16 protein-coding genes and 2 pseudogenes are annotated in these 16,578 nt (G+C 50.7%); 10 read left to right on the top strand and 8 right to left on the bottom strand.

Going from position 1 to position 16,578, the window contains the following annotated elements; genetic code table 11:
• Positions 1–16: 16 nt before the first annotated feature.
• The 6 genes from gpmA to modE all read right to left on the bottom strand — a co-directional run bounded on the left by gpmA (position 17) and on the right by modE (position 6,697).
• The gene (gpmA, locus tag AABB92_RS08915) at positions 17–769 is read right to left on the bottom strand and encodes a 2,3-diphosphoglycerate-dependent phosphoglycerate mutase (protein ID WP_031376834.1); all 753 of its coding nucleotides are present in this window, start codon (positions 767–769) and stop codon (positions 17–19) included.
• 151 nt (positions 770–920) lie between these two features.
• On the bottom strand, positions 921–1,955 hold the full coding sequence (gene galM, locus AABB92_RS08910; protein WP_031376835.1) for a galactose-1-epimerase: 1,035 nt from the start codon (positions 1,953–1,955) through the stop codon (positions 921–923).
• Positions 1,949–3,097, bottom strand: coding sequence for a galactokinase (gene galK / locus AABB92_RS08905; RefSeq protein ID WP_031376836.1), 1,149 nt, complete (start codon positions 3,095–3,097; stop codon positions 1,949–1,951). The genes galM and galK overlap by 7 nt, the downstream gene beginning before the upstream one ends.
• Positions 3,097–4,140: a galactose-1-phosphate uridylyltransferase gene (galT, locus tag AABB92_RS08900; RefSeq protein WP_031376837.1), complete on the bottom strand. Its 1,044-nt coding sequence runs from the start codon at positions 4,138–4,140 to the stop codon at positions 3,097–3,099. The genes galK and galT overlap by 1 nt, the downstream gene beginning before the upstream one ends.
• Before the next feature lie 225 nt (positions 4,141–4,365).
• Positions 4,366–5,838, bottom strand: a complete 1,473-nt coding sequence (modF, locus tag AABB92_RS08895; RefSeq protein WP_031376838.1) for a molybdate ABC transporter ATP-binding protein ModF — start codon at positions 5,836–5,838, stop codon at positions 4,366–4,368.
• Between the two features lie 76 nt (positions 5,839–5,914).
• Positions 5,915–6,697: a molybdenum-dependent transcriptional regulator gene (modE, locus tag AABB92_RS08890; RefSeq protein ID WP_031376839.1), complete on the bottom strand. Its 783-nt coding sequence runs from the start codon at positions 6,695–6,697 to the stop codon at positions 5,915–5,917.
• A gap of 139 nt (positions 6,698–6,836) precedes the next feature.
• Between modE and AABB92_RS08885 the strand changes: the two genes are divergently transcribed.
• The 4 genes from AABB92_RS08885 to modC all read left to right on the top strand — a co-directional run bounded on the left by AABB92_RS08885 (position 6,837) and on the right by modC (position 9,665).
• On the top strand, positions 6,837–6,992 hold the full coding sequence (locus tag AABB92_RS08885) for an AcrZ family multidrug efflux pump-associated protein (protein WP_031376840.1): 156 nt from the start codon (positions 6,837–6,839) through the stop codon (positions 6,990–6,992).
• A 155-nt stretch (positions 6,993–7,147) separates the two neighbouring features.
• Positions 7,148–7,921, top strand: a complete 774-nt coding sequence (gene modA / locus AABB92_RS08880; protein WP_031376841.1) for a molybdate ABC transporter substrate-binding protein — start codon at positions 7,148–7,150, stop codon at positions 7,919–7,921.
• Positions 7,918–8,607, top strand: a complete 690-nt coding sequence (gene modB, locus AABB92_RS08875; protein ID WP_031376842.1) for a molybdate ABC transporter permease subunit — start codon at positions 7,918–7,920, stop codon at positions 8,605–8,607. The genes modA and modB overlap by 4 nt, the downstream gene beginning before the upstream one ends.
• Entirely contained in the window at positions 8,607–9,665 is a 1,059-nt protein-coding gene (modC, locus tag AABB92_RS08870; protein WP_031376843.1) for a molybdenum ABC transporter ATP-binding protein ModC, read from the top strand. The genes modB and modC overlap by 1 nt, the downstream gene beginning before the upstream one ends.
• A 455-nt stretch (positions 9,666–10,120) precedes the next feature.
• Here the strand turns inward: modC and AABB92_RS08865 are convergent, their stop codons facing one another.
• On the bottom strand, positions 10,121–10,666 hold the full coding sequence (locus tag AABB92_RS08865; RefSeq protein WP_031376844.1) for a hypothetical protein: 546 nt from the start codon (positions 10,664–10,666) through the stop codon (positions 10,121–10,123).
• 394 nt (positions 10,667–11,060) lie between these two features.
• Here AABB92_RS08865 and AABB92_RS08860 point away from each other — a divergent pair.
• Positions 11,061–11,153, top strand: a pseudogene (locus AABB92_RS08860) (TOBE domain-containing protein); the annotation flags it as partial.
• Here the strand turns inward: AABB92_RS08860 and AABB92_RS08855 are convergent.
• Positions 11,154–11,768, bottom strand: a pseudogene (locus AABB92_RS08855) (pyridoxal phosphatase); the annotation flags it as partial.
• A gap of 35 nt (positions 11,769–11,803) precedes the next feature.
• On the opposite strand from AABB92_RS08855, the gene AABB92_RS08850 reads away from it, so the two are divergent.
• The 5 genes from AABB92_RS08850 (at position 11,804) to AABB92_RS08830 (ending at position 16,332) form a co-directional block, all read left to right on the top strand.
• Positions 11,804–12,676, top strand: a complete 873-nt coding sequence (locus AABB92_RS08850) for a recombinase family protein (protein WP_342550271.1) — start codon at positions 11,804–11,806, stop codon at positions 12,674–12,676.
• A 75-nt stretch (positions 12,677–12,751) separates the two neighbouring features.
• Entirely contained in the window at positions 12,752–13,645 is an 894-nt protein-coding gene (locus tag AABB92_RS08845) for a recombinase zinc ribbon domain-containing protein (RefSeq protein WP_342550274.1), read from the top strand.
• Between the two features lie 394 nt (positions 13,646–14,039).
• On the top strand, positions 14,040–14,279 hold the full coding sequence (locus AABB92_RS08840) for a hypothetical protein (protein ID WP_152659092.1): 240 nt from the start codon (positions 14,040–14,042) through the stop codon (positions 14,277–14,279).
• A gap of 80 nt (positions 14,280–14,359) precedes the next feature.
• Positions 14,360–14,884: a hypothetical protein gene (locus AABB92_RS08835; RefSeq protein WP_152659091.1), complete on the top strand. Its 525-nt coding sequence runs from the start codon at positions 14,360–14,362 to the stop codon at positions 14,882–14,884.
• 59 nt (positions 14,885–14,943) lie between these two features.
• Positions 14,944–16,332: a hypothetical protein gene (locus tag AABB92_RS08830; RefSeq protein ID WP_152659090.1), complete on the top strand. Its 1,389-nt coding sequence runs from the start codon at positions 14,944–14,946 to the stop codon at positions 16,330–16,332.
• The last annotated feature ends 246 nt before the right edge of the window (positions 16,333–16,578 follow it).

Here is a 16,578-nt window from a genome sequence, read left to right as displayed (position 1 = left end):
GCGTTTTAGCGCAGAATTATTTGGCTTTACCCTGGTTAGCGACGGCCGCGGCTTTCGCTGCGATCTCGTCGGCATCACCCAGGTAGTAACGTTTCAGCGGTTTGAAGTTTTCATCGAACTCATACACCAACGGCACGCCGGTTGGGATGTTCAGTTCGAGGATCTCATCTTCGCTCAGGTTATCCAGATATTTTACCAGCGCACGCAGTGAGTTACCGTGGGCGGCGATAATCACTTTGTCACCGCTTTTGATGCGCGGCAGAATGGTGTCATTCCAGTAAGGGATCACGCGATCGATGGTCAGCGCCAGGCTCTCAGTGGTCGGCAGCTGCTCAGGGGTCAGTGACGCATAGCGTGGATCGTGACCAGGGAAACGCTCATCAGCACGGTCCAGTTCTGGTGGAGTAACGGCAAAGCCGCGACGCCACTGCTTAACCTGCTCATCACCATACTTGGCGGCGGTTTCTGCTTTATCCAGACCCTGCAGCGCACCGTAGTGACGCTCGTTCAGACGCCAGGTTTTTTCGACCGGCAGCCAGGCCTGATCCAGCTCATCCAGCACGTTCCACAGGGTGTGGATAGCACGTTTCAGTACTGAGGTGTAAGCAAAATCAAAAACAAAGCCTTCTTTCTTCAGCAGTTGACCTGCTGATTTGGCTTCGCCACGACCTTTTTCAGAAAGGTCAACATCATACCAACCGGTAAAGCGGTTTTCGTTGTTCCACTGGCTTTCGCCGTGTCGCACCAGAACCAGCTTAGTTACAGCCATAGCTTAACTCCTTAATACTGTGATGTTTCTGTGAGAATGGAAACCTGCTGCTGCCAGCCCGTTCAACGAGCCAATTGCGCCATACCATAACGGAAAAGCGGGCAGCGCGTAAGCCTGTCGGTAACGCACTGCGCGTTTTTCAGCCGGTGACTCAGCGCGGCGTGAAGCGATAACGCGTCACCGATTCCCAGCGATCTCCCGGCTGCAGCCAGCAATCGGCCTGCGGCCATTCAGCATGATTGGGCGAGTCCGGCAAAAACTCGCTCTCCAGCGCAATGCCCTGAAAAGCAGTATAGCTCTCCTGCTCACGAGCACGGGTGCCTGCCAGATAGTTAGCCGAATAGAACTGCAACGCCGGTGCCGAGGTGGTGACACTGAGCTGCAGTTTGCCATCTTCTGACCAGAGTTCTGCCGCGGGCTGACTGGCGTCCCCGGCGCTGTTCAGCAGGAACGCGTGGTCATAACCCTTCACCGCACGCTGATCGTCGTCGGCGAGGAAATCCTGCGCCACCGGTTTGGCCTGACGAAAATCGAAACTGGTGCCCGCCACCGCTTTCAGCGGCGCATTCGGAATACCCTCGCTGTCGACCGGCAGATAACTGTCGGCGTGCAGTTGTAAGCGATGCTGACGTGCGTCGCCATGATGCGCATCAAGGTTAAAGTAAGCATGGTTGGTCAGGTTGACCGGACAGGCCTGATCGCAGCGCGCTTCATACTGAATGCTCAGGCAGTTATCGTCATCCAGCTGATAGCGTAGATCGGCAATCAGGTTGCCCGGATAGCCCTGATCGCCATCGGGCGAATCCAGCCGATAGTGCACTTCGGTTTCCGACTGACTGACGATCTGCCAGCGGCGCTTATCAAAACCTTGCGGGCCACCGTGCAGCTGATGCGGGCCCTGATTAGCCGCCAGCTGCCGGTTAAGTTTATTCAGCTTCGCACCGGCGATACGGTTGGCGTAGCGTCCGACCGTGGCACCCAGATAGGCATCCTGATGCAGGTAATCTGACGGCGTGGCGCAGCCGAGCAGCGCCTCACGCACCGTGCCATCCTGCATCGGAACACGGGCCGACAGCCAGGTTGCGCCCCAGTCCATAAATGTCACCAGCATGCCGTTCGCATTACGCAACACGGTGATGCGCCACGGCTGGCCGTCCGGCGCGTGAGAATTGACGTCGTTTAACATGGGCCGGCTCCCGCTGAGGCTTTACAGACGTAGAAGGTTTCTTTGATGCCGGTCTGCGCTTCATACTGCTCCGCCACCGCAGCTTTCACCTGATCGACCAGATCGAGCGGCATCAGCGCCACGATACAGCCGCCAAAGCCGCCGCCGGTCATGCGCACGCCGCCGCGCTCGCCGATTTGGGCTTTAACAATCTCCACCAGCGTATCGATCGGTGGAACGGTGATCTCAAAATCATCACGCATTGAGGCGTGAGATTCCGCCATCAGCTGGCCCATACGCGTCAGGTCACCGCGGGTCAGCGCTTCTGCTGCTTCCAGCGTGCGGGCATTTTCCGTCAGCACGTGACGAACGCGCTTCGCTACCTGCGGATCGAGTTGCGACTGCGCCGCCTCAAATTCAGCCAGTTCAACGTCACGCAGCGCAGGCTTGTTGAAGAAGCGCGCGCCGGTTTCACACTGCTGGCGGCGGGTGTTGTACTCGCTGCCGACCAGGGTACGGCGGAAGTTAGAGTTGATGATCACTACCGCAATGTCTTCCGGCATCGAGACCGGACGGGTACCCAGCGTGCGGCAATCGAGCAGCATGGCGTGATCTTTCTGACCGAGCGCCGAAATCAGCTGGTCCATGATGCCGCAGTTACAGCCGACGAACTGGTTCTCAGCTTCCTGACCGTTGACCGCAATTGCCGCGCCGTCCAGCGGCAGATGGTAGAGCTGCTGCACCACGGTGCCGACCGCCACTTCCAGCGAGGCAGAGGAACTCAGGCCTGCGCCCTGCGGCACATTGCCACTGATCACCATATCGATACCGCCGAAATCGGCGTGGCGCTGTTGCAGGTGTTTCACCACGCCGCGCACATAGTTGGCCCACATCGGCTGCTCAAGGCTGACGATCTCTTCATCCAGCGAGAAGCTGTCTTCGGCATTGTCGTAATCGACCGCGACGACCCGAATCTGACGATCGTCACGACGGGCGCAGGCGATTACGGTCTGATAGTCGATGGCGCACGGCAGCACAAAGCCATCGTTGTAGTCGGTATGTTCGCCAATCAGATTAACGCGACCCGGAGCCTGAATGGTGTGGGTAGGCGCATAGCCGAAGGTCTCAGAGAAGACCTGCTGCGTGATGGTTTTTAAGCTCATTATTGTGCCTCACGGAAGTGAACGTCGCTGACAGAACGCAGACGTTCCGCCGCCTGTTCCGCCGTTAAATCGCGTTGGGTTTCGGCCAGCATTTCATAGCCAACCATGAATTTACGCACCGTTGCTGAACGCAGCAGCGGCGGATAGAAGTGTGCATGCAACTGCCAGTGATCGTTGGCTTCACCGTTGAACGGCGCGCCGTGCCAGCCCATCGAGTAGGGGAAAGAGCACTGGAACAGATTGTCGTAGCGGCTGGTCAGCAGCTTGATCGCTTTCGCCAGATCGCTGCGCTGCGCCTGATTAAGATCGGTCAGGCGTTTAATATGCGCTTTGGGCAGCAGCAGGGTTTCGAACGGCCACGCCGCCCACCACGGCACCACGGCCAGCCAGTGATCGGTCTCGACCACGGTGCGACTGCCATCCTGCTGTTCACGCGCGAGATAATCGACCAGCATCGGCGAACCGTGTCGGTCAAAGTAAGCACGCTGATGGTCGTCTTCGCGCTGTGCTTCATTGGGCAGGAAGCTGTTGGCCCAAATCTGACCGTGCGGATGTGGGTTAGAACAGCCCATCGCCGCGCCTTTGTTTTCAAACACCTGCACCCACGGGTAGTGCTGACCCAGATCGGCCGTCTGCTGCTGCCAGGTGCGAACCACTTCTTCCAGCGCGCTCAGCGACATCTCCGGCAGGGTTTTACTGTGATCCGGTGAAAAGCAGATCACCCGACTGGTGCCGCGTGCGCTTTCACAGCGCATCAGCAGATCGTCGCTCTCTGGCGCGTCTGGCGTGTCGGTCATCAGCGCAGCAAAGTCATTGGTAAAGACATAAGTGCCGGTATAGTCAGGGTTTTTGTCGCCGGTAATGCGGGTATTGCCGGCACACAGGAAGCAGTCAGGATCGTGCGCCGGTAAGGTATTAACCGCCGGCGTCTCCTGCGCGCCTTGCCATGGGCGTTTGGCACGATGAGGTGAAACTAAAATCCATTGATCAATCAGTGGATTGTAACGGCGATGCGGGTGATCGACCGGGTTAAATTTTTCCATGTTGAATCCTGGTAAGCGTCAAAAGCCAGAAAGGCATCGGTAAAAAGTAGCACATCAGCGCGCCCGAAAGCGTGATCAAGTCTGGATAAATGGTATCGTTTACACAAGCTGAATATTCTCATTTAGTGGCATTGTGTCGGCAGGGCTGGCAGAAAAGGGCGAAGGGAATGGTAGCGGTTACACCTGAAGGCAAAGCAGACGCCGGCTGACCGGCGTCTGGCGGGATTACCCGAGCTGTTGCTGCTGGTAGTGGTAACGGCCGTCGCTGGCAACAAAGCTCAGACGGTGCGTGATGCACTGCGGCGCATCCTCGGCGTGGTGCGAAACAAACAGCAGCTGAGTACGGCCTTCGCCGATCAGCACATCGACAAAGCGCCGCACCAGCTGGCGGTTGATCGGATCAAGTCCCTGCAGCGGCTCATCAAGAATCAGCAGCGTCGGGTGTTTCACCAGCGCGCGGGCAATTAACACCAGCCGCTGCTGTCCCCAGGAGAGGCTGTGGAAGGGGGCATCGGCCTGCGCAGGGGTCATGCCGAGCAGCGCCAGCCACTGCCGGGCCAGCGACTTCTGTCGGTCAGACGCTGGCTGATAGAGACCAATCGAATCGAAGAAGCCTGACAGGATCACCGTAAGCACATTGACGCTGACGCGATAGTCGAGATGCAGGCTGCTGCTGACATAGCCGATATGCTGCTTGATCTCCCAGATGGTTTCACCGCTGCCGCGCCGGCGGCCAAACAGCGTCAGATCGTTGCTGTAGCCTTGCGGATGGTCACCGGTCACCAGGCTGAGCAGGGTTGATTTACCCGCCCCGTTCGGACCGATAATCTGCCAGTGCTCGCCGGCATTCACCTGCCAGCTAAGACCGTCGATCACCGGCCGATCGTGATAAGAGACGACGCCGTTGCGCAGTATCACGCGCGGCGCATCATCGGCCAGCGACGGCAGCTGGTCCGGCGCATCGGCTTCCGGCAGCGCCATGCCCAGCAGTTGTTCACTGTGCGCCAGCTGCGCCACCAGCGCTTCGGCTAAAATCGCCTGCCGTGGGCCAATATGGGTCAGGGTACACTCTGCCAGCACCCCGATTTGCTGAATATAGTCAGGGATATCATCAAACCGGTTGAGCACCAGCACCAGGGTAAATTCGGGCTGCTGCAGGCTGCGTAAGGTTTCGGTCAGGCTGGCGCGTGACGCCACATCCAGCCCGTCAAACGGCTCATCCAGAATCAACAGATCCGGCTGCTGCATCAGCGCCTGACAGAGCAGAGTCTTGCGGCTTTCGCCGGTAGAGAGGTATTTAAAGCGGCGCGACAGCAGGTGATCGATGCCGAACTGGCTGGCCAGTTGCTCACAGCGTGCGGGCTGCTGCACCTCCGCCTGAATCACCTCTGCCACGGTCAGGCCGGTATCCTCTTCACCTTCGCTGAGCAGGTCAGTGTTGTTGCGCTGCCACTCATCGGCCACCAGCTTTTGCAACTGCTCAAGCGACAGCCGCGTCGGACGCTGAAAATCACTGCTGACCGAGCCGGCAAGCGGCGCAAGTTCGCCGGAGAGGGCGCGGGCCAGCGACGACTTGCCGCTACCGTTGGCACCGACAAAAGCCCAGTTTTCGCCACGCTGAAGCTCAACCTGATTCAGGGTCAGGACCCGGGTATCGCTAAGACGAAACGTGCCTTGCGAAATCTGCAATGAAGCCATGATCTGTTCCATTTTTTGCATCGTGTTACTGAGTTGTAACCACTGGACGCGATGAAGTCAAATCAGGCGGGGCAAATCACAATAAGGTCGCGACGATCGCCTGGTCAGCATTAAAACTGGCGATCACCACGTCGCCCGGCTGCAGCGCCTGCTGGTGTATCGCGTCGTTGCTCAGGGTGGCGCACAGGGTTTCACCGCTGGGCAACTGCATTAACAGTTCGCTGAACGTCTCGCCGGGTTCTATCGCGCTGACGGTGGCGGCCAGCTGATTATCGTGGTCTGCGGCGTCACGGCGCACCTGAATCCATGGCGCTTTGATTAACACCAGCACCTCTTTGCCGGCGGCCAGCTGCAGCCGATCGGCGCTGCGCTGCGTCAGCGCGACCTTAAGCTGGGTCACCCCGTCAGCCAGTAGCACCTGCAGGTGTTGCAGTACCGGCTGCGAATCGTTACTGATCACCGTACCAAACAGCTGGTTGCGGGCGCTGGTCTGTAAAGAAAAGCGGGCGATGGCGGCCAGCAGGCTGTCGAGCGGCAGAGCGTCCTGCTGCAGCGCATCAAACGCTTTTTGCTGGATTTGCTCCATCAGGTGAAACAGCTGAATCAGTCGCTCGCCGTATCGCGTCAGGGTGGCACCGCCGCCGCCTTTGCCGCCGGTCGCGCGCGCCACCAGCGTCTCATCAGCCAGCTGGTTCATCTCATTGATCGCATCCCAGGCGCTTTTGTAACTGATGCCCGCCAGCTTTGCGCCCTGACTGATAGAGCCGGTTTGCTGTACCCGTTTCAGCAGTTCGATACGACGTGGATCGGCAAACAGTTTTTGCTGTAAACGAATATGGAGGGAAAGTTCGGCTTGCATGGCGACTCCGGCAAAGGGTTAAGGCGTATCTGCGCGATGATAGCGGCGTTTCGGGGCCAAAGTAAAAGCACGAAAAGGGCTGCGCAAATTTTTGCTGACCCGTTACAATCACTTTTTTGTTCACAGAGTGAGACGCTCCATGCTGGAATTACTTAAAAGCCTCGCCGTGGCTATCATTATGGTCCCTATCGTGATGGCAATCATGCTGGGTCTGATCTATGGCCTGGGTGAAGTCTTTAACGTCATCTCAAAATTTGGCCATCGCGAAAAATCGTCAGCCCGTTCGCATAACTAATCCCCCCGACCACGCTCGCTAATCAGGCGGGCGTGGTGCTTTCTGCCGCTGCGCAAACTTCTGCTCATCCTTCTGCTAAAACTGCCGATAATTTTCTGACACTGCCGGAAAGGGCGTTGTATCATTCGCTACACAACGAATAACCGGAGAACATCATGTCTTTAACACACTATCGCTGGGGAATAGCTGCGCTGGTCACAGCTTCCCTGGCAGGCCAGGCGGTGGCAGCGGATAAAATTACGGTCTTTGCGGCGGCGTCACTGACCAACGCTCTGCAGGAAATCGGCAGCCGTTATCAGCAGGAAAAAGGGGTGACGGTAGTCGCTTCGTTCGCTTCTTCCTCGACGCTGGCACGGCAGATTGAGCAGGGCGCACCGGCCGACCTGTTTATCTCCGCCGATCAGCAGTGGATGGATGAGGCGGTGGCGAAAAAAAGCGTCATCGACCGCAGCCGTTATACCCTGCTGGGTAACGATTTGGTGCTGGTCGCGCCGCGCAGCGCATCGGCAAAGCGGGTCGAACTGAACCCGCAGACTGACTGGAAAACGCTGCTGCACGGTGAACGTCTGGCGGTTGGCGATCCGGATCACGTCCCGGCCGGCATTTACGCCAAAGAGGCGCTACAGAAGCTGGGCGCCTGGCAGACGGTTGAACCGTCGCTGGCTCCGGCAAATAATGTGCGGGCCGCGCTGGCGCTGGTGGAGCGCAACGAAACGCCGTATGGCATTGTTTACGGTTCAGATGCGGTCGCCAGTGAGCGGGTGCAGGTGGTGGGACGGTTCCCGGCCTCCAGCCACAAACCGGTGGAATATCCGATGGCGATCGTTAAAGATCGTGATAATGCCGCCGTTAACGCTTTTTATGATTACCTGAAAGGGCCGCAAGCGGCGGTCGTGTTTAAACATTACGGATTCACACCAACCAAATGATACTCAGCGATCCCGAATGGCAGGCGGTTCTGCTTAGCCTGAAAGTCTCTGGCATTGCCGTAGCTGGCAGTCTGCCTTTCGGCATCCTGATGGCCTGGATTCTGGTGCGCTGCCGCTTTCCTGGCAAAGCGCTGCTCGACAGCCTGATTCATCTGCCGCTGGTGCTGCCGCCGGTGGTGGTCGGCTATCTGCTGCTGATCGGCCTGGGACGGCGCGGCATCATCGGTGAAAAACTCTACGACTGGTTCGGCTTCAGCTTCGCTTTTAGCTGGCGCGGCGCGGCGCTGGCGTCGGCGGTGATCGCGTTTCCGCTGATGGTGCGCGCCATCCGGCTGGCGCTGGAGGCGGTTGATATCCGGCTGGAACAGGCCGCCCGCACTCTGGGGGCGGGTCGCTGGCGGGTATTCTTCACCATTACGCTGCCGCTGACTCTGCCGGGCGTGATCGTCGGTACCGTGCTGGCCTTCGCCCGCTCGCTGGGGGAGTTCGGTGCCACCATTACCTTTGTTTCTAATATTCCCGGCGAGACGCGTACCATTCCGCTGGCAATGTACAGCCTGATTGAAACGCCCGGTGCGGAAGGCGCGGCCGCCCGGCTGTGTGTGATTGCCATTGTGCTGGCGCTGGCGTCGCTGCTGGCGTCAGAATGGCTGGCCCGTCTCGGTCGTAAGCGAATGGGGGCCTGATGCTGTCACTCAATTTTGTCCAGCAACAGGGCGATCATCAGCTGGCGATCGACCTGCAGATACCGGCCAAAGGGATCACCGCTATTTTCGGCGTCTCCGGTGCCGGTAAAACCTCGCTGATCAACGCCATCAGTGGACTGACGCAGCCACAGCGTGGCCGGATTCAGTTGCACGATCGTCTGCTGTTTGACGCAGAGCAGCAGATTTCCCTGCCGCCTGAAAAGCGTCGGATTGGCTATGTCTTTCAGGATGCCCGGCTGTTCCCGCACTATCGGGTGCGCGGCAACCTGCAATATGGCATGGCGCCTGAGATGAAAACCCAGTTCGATACCCTGGTCTCCCTGCTGGGTCTTGAAGGATTGTTGTCGCGTTTTCCGCTGTCGCTGTCGGGCGGGGAAAAGCAGCGGGTGGCCATTGGCCGGGCATTACTGACCGCGCCGGATATGCTGTTGCTGGATGAGCCGCTGGCCTCGCTGGATTTACCGCGCAAACGCGAGCTGATGCCTTACCTGCAAAAGCTGGCGAAGCAGGTGGATATCCCGATGCTCTATGTTTCGCACAGCCTCGAGGAGATCCTGCATCTGGCGGATAACGTGCTGGTGCTGGATAGCGGTAAAGTCAAAGCGTTTGGTCCGCTGGAGCGGGTCTGGAGCAGCAGCGCGATGCGGCCGTGGCTGCCGGTCAGTGAGCTGAGCAGCGTGCTGCGGGTACAGGTGCTGGAGCAGCATCCCGACTATCCAATGACCGCGCTGTCGCTGGGTGACCAGCACATCTGGGTCAGCCGGGTTAATCAGCCGCTTAAAACGCCACTGCGGATCCGTATTGCTTCTGCCGATGTCTCGCTGGCGCTGCAACCGCCGCACAACACCTCTATCCGCAATATCCTGCCTGCGCAGGTGGTTGAGCTGGTGGAGGTCGGGGATCAGGTGGAAGTGAAGCTACGCATCGGCATCAGTGAACTGTGGGCGCGCATTACGCCGTGGGCGCGTGATGAGCTGGGCATTCGGCCGGATCAGTGGCTCTATGCCCAGATTAAAAGCGTCTCGGTCACGCCCTGATGACTAAAGGTCCTGATAATGCGTTATTTTTTAATGAAATTATTTAATGGGTCTCTTTTTTTCTGCCTTGTTTCGAATGTTTTATTGAGTAGGCTTCTGACACCTCTGAACAGAGAGCGTGGGTTCTTGCTTTCGTCACTGGTTGTCGTGAAGAGAAGAAGTGGAAAGCCGACATCAATAATCTGATGAGTATTGATATTCAATTCCCTGTCAGGAAGGGTGATATCTCCCGGAAGTTTAAGCAAAATTAAAATGTGAAGCCTTTTGGGGGCCCTGAACCGTTACCAGAGGGATTCTGCAACACTTTCTGTGGTTCAGGGCAACGCCCTATAAAATGGCTTTCACCGTGCTTCTGTTTAGCTGACCTGGATGACATCACTATGCATCAATCAAAGAAGCGTTTGATTCGGGTGGCAGAGCAGCGTGGTCAATAGCGCTATATGTTCCAGAATCGGCTATAACTTCAATCCATGTTCTTTGCAGTATTTAACACTATATACTTCTGATAAAAGATTTTCGACTTCAGGTACGGTCAGTGCAAATACGGCATCACGGAAGAAATATCCAAAATGACGCACGACTAAAAATACTGGCTCTTGTGTTTTCAGATCATTCTCTTCACCGTATTCCAGAATATCGTTGTAACGTCCACCAATGACCTTTTGCTTTGTTTCCTGACGCTGAATAAAGGGTTGTTTAGACCACTCCAGAAATTCATAAAAGGGGGCGGTGTTTTCCGTGATTCGACTATCTGTATAGATAAAGGGAAGCGCAACATAGTCGTAGCCCAGGTCAACGACAAATTGTACAAAGGAGAGGTCGTCCGGAACTTTCATGGGGTAAACTTTAGGTGCGTAGGGAGCAACGATTGAGCCATCCAGGAAAGAATAATAATGCACATCACTGGCATAGCGGGTTAAATGACCAACCTGTAACGATGTACAACCCGTGAGCATCAATGATAATAAAAGCAGAGCCTTGTTGAATATTTTTTTAAACATATCTCATACCTACAGATAAATAAGGGTTATCGGCAGGTGAAAGATAAGCTTTAGCGTTGTTTGATTGAAAATGGTGAGCGGCCTGATATCAAATAGCTTTATATCACTCTTATGGCAGCACTGTTTTTTTGATATCTTTTCCGTCATCAATGCTGGAGTCAGCTTTAATGATTGTTTATGTCATATTGGTTTATATCAATGCCAGGTTTTGAAAAGTTAAGAATGAATGATAAAGTGCAGCGCTCATTTTATAAAAGATTAAAAAAGGCTTTAATGTATACAGACCCTCCTCAGAGTCATGTTGCGTTATCTAGTGTTTTATCCCTGCGTTAAAATTTGTTTTTTGCTTCTCAACGCATTAAATGAAACAGACCCTCTATCGGGTCAATGCCGGGCGCGCATTACGCCGTGGGCGCGTGATGAACTGGGCATTCGGCCGGATCAGTGGCTCTATGCCCAGATTAAAAGCGTCTCGGTCACGCCCTGATTACAGCACGTACTGATAGAGCGTCTCAGCAATGCCGGTTTCGAGGTTGGTGCCGATCACTTTTTTGGCGCGCGCTTTAATCGCCTCATCGGCATTGCCCATCGCCACACCCAGACCGGCGGTTTCCAGCATGCTGAGGTCGTTGTAGTTATCCCCGAATGCGATCACATCTGACATGCTCAGTCCCAGCGAGTCGACCCACTGCGCCAGACGCTTGCCTTTGCTGTTGCCGCCTTTAGCGATATCGACCTGATCGTGCCACGACCATTCGCAGGCCAGGCCCAGTTCCGCCTCGACCCGGCTGGCAAACTGCTGCAACTCAGGAATGTTGGGATGCGACAGGGCGAATTTCCAGATGGCGCCCGCTTCGCGCGCTGCGTCGGCTAAATCAGGCACCTGTCTGAACAGCGGACGCTGGTGCGGTGGCAGCGATTCGGCCCAGTTGAGGGTGCGGGTAACATGGCCGGTCGGGGTTTGATACAGCATGGCATCATCGACATACAGCAGCCCATGAATCCCCTGCTGATCCAGCATCTCAATCACCTTCAGCGCCAGCTGGGTGTCGAGCGGATCGGCGGCCAGCACCTTTTTCGCCTGATAGTCATACAAATAACTAAGATATTATTACAAAAAAAATATGAGAGGCATTTATGAGAAGAGTATTTGTATATCATAGGGTTAGTTCTGATCAGCAGGCGGAGCGGGGCGGTGGCATGGAACGCCAAGCCAAACTTCTAGAAGACTATCTTGCACGTACAAAACTTTGTGAAGATATGGATGATCCAGAACCTGTTGTTCTCGGAGATCCGGGACTCAGTGCATTTAAAGGTCATAACCTTCAGCATGGAAAATTGGGCACGTGGGTAGACCAAGTTAAGGCGGGCATGTGGGATGGTTCAGTACTCGTTTTGGAATCCATCGACAGGTTTTCTAGGTTGAACCCGTTTGATGTACTGGACTATCTAAACTCTATCATTGAGAGAAATGTATCTATTCACGATGTATATGATAACAACATAATTAATAGAAAGGATATATCGGCTTTCACGCGAGCATTAAACCAGGCTGATAGGGCATTTAAGGAATCAAAATTTAAAAGCGATCGTATCAGTGCTGGATGGCGGCGTAAGCGGGAACAGGCATTTAACAATGGTACTATTGTAACAAAAAAACGTCCTGTGTGGATTGAGGTTGTGGATAACAAATATGTTCTTAATGAGAAAGCAGTAGTAGTTAAAGAAATTTATCGCTTGTATCAAACAGGTATTGGTTGTCCTACCATCGCTAAAATTCTACAAAAGAAAGAAGGTAGTGAATGGAAATTTGAACGTGCTTGGAGTTCCGAGCATGTGCATAAGATTTTACGTAATAAAAGAGTAACTGGTAAAATTCTTATCAGTGAAATTATTCGTGATTATGAAACTGAGGATAAAGAAAAACAATTCACACAGAATTTTTATGATATGGATGTTTATCCAGTCGTTATTGATGAAAAGGAATTTGAACTTGTTCAGGAGTTATAAAAAAGCCGTCGCCCAAATGCAGGTAGAGTAACTACAAAGAAAGATGGTGATCAAGAAGTTGTAGTTAAACACAATATATTCAGTGGTATCTTCCGTTGTGGTGATTGCGGTCAGGGTATGTTTCATAATGTTGTCAAAACGAAGAGAAACCCAAAGAAAGGTGAACCTCGTATAGAAGAATACAGGTACATACGTTGCATAGTTGAACGTGATGATCTTTGTCATAATAAAGCGATGGATTATACAATTGTTGAAAGATTCATTGTAGGACGTATAAAGAATTTGGATTTCTCCGAAATCATTAAAATTAATGAGGTGAATCCAGAAGTAGAATTAGTACGTTTACAGATTGAACAAGAAAAGGCACATATACAGGGTTATGAATTAGGTATTGAGCGTTTACTTAATACAGGTAAAAGAGTTTCATTTGGTATGCGTCAAGAATTGGATGAGGCGAAAGAGCGTTTAGAACTTCTCGAAGGTCGCCAGGCAGCATTTGAAACGGTTAGTGTAGATACTGATGTATTCACTAATTTTAATACGGAAGAACTACTTGATATTAAAAACGTAGGTTTACGTTCACGTTATGAACGTGAGTTAGCAAAAGTAGTTAATAGTATAGAACTACGCAGAAGGGAAAACTTGTACTTTGTATCAATCAACTATAAAAGTACTGATTTAATTAAACATTGGTTAGTTATTGAAAATGGTAAGAAGAAAGGTGCACATTTAAGAGGTGATTTCCGAATCGTGAAGGATGGGGACACCGTATACTATGGAACCGATTCGTTTGTACTATCATCAGTCAATGATGGTATGCCACGTATACACTTCTTAGAAGATGAACCGTTGAACATGATTGATTATGCAATGTTACTTAATTTCATTGACTACATTGATCAGAACCATACTGTAGCCGTATGGATGAGACACAATATGAACTTCTTATTCATGGATACATCTGATTGAACATTCAGCCCCGAAAGGGGCTTTTTTATATGAGCTTCCTATTTGGCTTTTGCGATAAATACTTACATAGAAACTAACTCAGAGAAGGAAACTCACAATGTTAGAATGGTTTGTATATGTACTGATAATCGCATTCTTCTTCGTACTTATGATCACTGGCTGGATAGTATATGCATACGTACTTTTCATGGTGTACTTAGTACTGGCATTTATCGCAGAAGTAGTACTGACTTACCAAAAGTATAAAGATAGCATCAGAAGCAAAGAAGACTAAATACTTATATAAAAAAATACGAAACGCTTAGGAGTGTTGTTCTATACTCGTTATAGATAAATGAAACGGCTGAAAAGCTTGTGGTATAATGTAGATACAGCACGCTAAAAAGAGTTCAATATGGAATCCTCCGATATTAAAATACCCTGTCGCAATGATGGGGGCTTTTTTGCATGGATTTTATATAAAAAAGAATTTAATTCAAGGAGCAATATGAAAGAAAAGAAGACCGAAAAAGTTACTGTAAAAGTTACACCTACACAAAAAGAATTTTTGGATTCATTGATAGAAACTGGTAAAGCAAAAAACCTTGCTGCAAGTGTTCAATACCTTATCAATATCGCAATGATACTAAAGTAAGTGAAGACAACACTATAAAATAAAAAACTAAATCGGTACTTCAGGATGAAGTACTTCAACCCTCATGGAAGAGATATATAATGAGAAAACTAAATGATCTAAAAGGACAGAACAAACCACTACAAGATTCAGCTTACCCTATCTGGTGTTCAATACATAACAGAGCAGGTAAAGCTAAAGGATATGAAGACGTAACGATATGCGATGATTGGTACATCTTCAGTAACTTCTATAAGTGGTATGAAGATAACTATGTAAAAGGTTGGCATGTAGATAAAGATATACTTCTTCAAGGTAATCGAGAATATAGCCCACAAAACTGTATCATGGTTCCAAGAGTTATCAACAATCTATTCAAACGTTCATCTTCTATGCATGGTATCAAAGGTGTATATCTCGATAAAAGAACTGATAAGTACTATGCACAGATTCGTGTAGATGGAAATACTAAGCAATCAGGTAGTAGTTTAGATATTCATGTAGCACATCAGTATTACGTAGAACTACGTAAGGATAGACTAAAAGAACTACTTGAACGTTTTAGCGATTGTACAAACCAGTACGCCTACAATCGATTAGTACAAGCAATGCAACAATACCTATAACATAAACATAAAAAAGGGCATGCCCGTTAGTATGCCCAATAAATTTGGAGTTCTATATAATGTATAACTATTTATCAAACGGAAAAATGAAGTTCATCAGTAGCGATTGTGGAAGTGGTAAGACTCATGCACTTATCAAACAAGTGAAACAGACTGATGATAGATACATCATCGTACAAGGCACACTACAGCTACTAAACCAGACAGCAGAAGAGTTAGGTACTATCTGTAAGGTTATCTCTTCTAAGAACTACGTAGAGAGCGTAGAGAAGGATATACACGCATTCTTACTCAATCCTACTCATAGAATATTAGTGATCACTGATAAAGCCTTCATGCGTGTTACAGACCTATCATTACTAGGGCAATGGAAAATCTACCTTGATGATGTTGTTAACTTTCATACCTACAACGTAATTAATACGGAAAAGAAGTATGAAGTAGAACAGCAATTATTCAAAGACTTTGAAGAACTATCTGATAAATACGTAACCGCGAAAGCCATAACCGATTTTGATGATGATTTAGTACTTTCAATGGCTAAGTGCTTTGGCTTCATCCAGGACTATGATCACTTCGTCATGAATAGTAACTTCTTCGATAAGATCGGCAAAGTAGGTAATCTTGATGTGTACTCAAACGAGAACAAGCAACTTACTATCCTTGCATGGGTAAACATAGCTAAGTACTCAAACCTTGATGTTACCTTCATGGCTAACAAGTTCGAAGAAAGCCTAATCTATAAGGGAATGCCAGCCTTGTTTGAAGAGGTGGAACTATCAGGTATGCGGGAACGTAAAGTATCAGTACAGGATCGCCTAAAGGTGTACTACTTCTCAGAGGAACGTTTCAGCCGTACATATCGCAATGCGAATCCAGAAGCATTAACTAAAGTAGCAGCATGGATAAACGCTAACCTCTCTAAATACTTTTACACTACAAACTCTGATAGTAAAGGCATTCTCAAAGGGCAGTACATTGACCCTGTTAGCCGAGGGATGAACACTTATCAGGACTACACAAAGTGCGTTTGGCTTGCGAGTATGAAGCCTTCACCAGTTGAAACCAAGCAGTTAGAACTAATGTTCAACTTAACGCGTGAAGAGGTAGTACAGGCCCGAGAACACGAGAACCTTTATCAGTTTATCAACCGTAGTAATTTACGTGCCTATGATAGTGAACAGGTTGTTGAAGTGTACGTTTTCGATAAGGAACAGGCTCTATCTTTGAGTACTAGCATTGAGCTGATAGACATAGGATTAGATAGTACCCAAGAAGCCTTCGTACCAATGAACCTTAGCGGTACTAAGAAACAAAGATTAAAACGAGTCACTAAAGAGAAGTATCCTACTACTGAAGATTTTGAAAAGTGGTTAGGTAAAAGTACTAATGTAGATCTAACTGAACGTGAGCGTGAACATTTTCGAAACAAGTACAATAAACTTTGATTTTTCACCATCACACCCCACTAAAAATGTACCCAAATTACTAAAGGATCTATAGGTAAAAAAGGTACAAAAACGAGTAAGACAAGTACAAGAGGACGGGCTTTGCTCGTTCGATTGTACGAAGGATTACGAGATAAGGCGGTTAGCTCGTCTAACTGCCTTCATAGAGATGTATAAAGAAGCACAAACGCTAGAGCGTTCGGCTTGAATTAATGAATTTCATGTACCTCGCAAGCGAGTTCCTTA

It is taken from the genome of Pantoea brenneri (genome assembly GCF_038594305.1).
GTDB lineage: Bacteria > Pseudomonadota > Gammaproteobacteria > Enterobacterales > Enterobacteriaceae > Pantoea > Pantoea brenneri.
This window is presented reverse-complemented; position numbering and strand designations above follow the sequence as displayed.

Bases quoted from the DNA above. Each gene is read 5' to 3' on its own strand.
- AABB92_RS08830 (WP_152659090.1), top strand. From the start codon at position 14,944: ATGTATAACTATTTATCAAACGGAAAAATGAAGTTCATCAGTAGCGAT.
- galM (WP_031376835.1), bottom strand. From the start codon at position 1,955: ATGTTAAACGACGTCAATTCTCACGCGCCGGACGGCCAGCCGTGGCGC.
- modC (WP_031376843.1), top strand. From the start codon at position 8,607: ATGCTGTCACTCAATTTTGTCCAGCAACAGGGCGATCATCAGCTGGCG.
- AABB92_RS08840 (WP_152659092.1), top strand. From the start codon at position 14,040: ATGGAATCCTCCGATATTAAAATACCCTGTCGCAATGATGGGGGCTTT.
- modB (WP_031376842.1), top strand. From the start codon at position 7,918: ATGATACTCAGCGATCCCGAATGGCAGGCGGTTCTGCTTAGCCTGAAA.
- modA (WP_031376841.1), top strand. From the start codon at position 7,148: ATGTCTTTAACACACTATCGCTGGGGAATAGCTGCGCTGGTCACAGCT.
- AABB92_RS08835 (WP_152659091.1), top strand. From the start codon at position 14,360: ATGAGAAAACTAAATGATCTAAAAGGACAGAACAAACCACTACAAGAT.
- modE (WP_031376839.1), bottom strand. From the start codon at position 6,697: ATGCAAGCCGAACTTTCCCTCCATATTCGTTTACAGCAAAAACTGTTT.
- galT (WP_031376837.1), bottom strand. From the start codon at position 4,140: ATGGAAAAATTTAACCCGGTCGATCACCCGCATCGCCGTTACAATCCA.
- AABB92_RS08885 (WP_031376840.1), top strand. From the start codon at position 6,837: ATGCTGGAATTACTTAAAAGCCTCGCCGTGGCTATCATTATGGTCCCT.
- galK (WP_031376836.1), bottom strand. From the start codon at position 3,097: ATGAGCTTAAAAACCATCACGCAGCAGGTCTTCTCTGAGACCTTCGGC.
- gpmA (WP_031376834.1), bottom strand. From the start codon at position 769: ATGGCTGTAACTAAGCTGGTTCTGGTGCGACACGGCGAAAGCCAGTGG.
- AABB92_RS08850 (WP_342550271.1), top strand. From the start codon at position 11,804: ATGAGAAGAGTATTTGTATATCATAGGGTTAGTTCTGATCAGCAGGCG.
- AABB92_RS08865 (WP_031376844.1), bottom strand. From the start codon at position 10,666: ATGTTTAAAAAAATATTCAACAAGGCTCTGCTTTTATTATCATTGATG.
- modF (WP_031376838.1), bottom strand. From the start codon at position 5,838: ATGGCTTCATTGCAGATTTCGCAAGGCACGTTTCGTCTTAGCGATACC.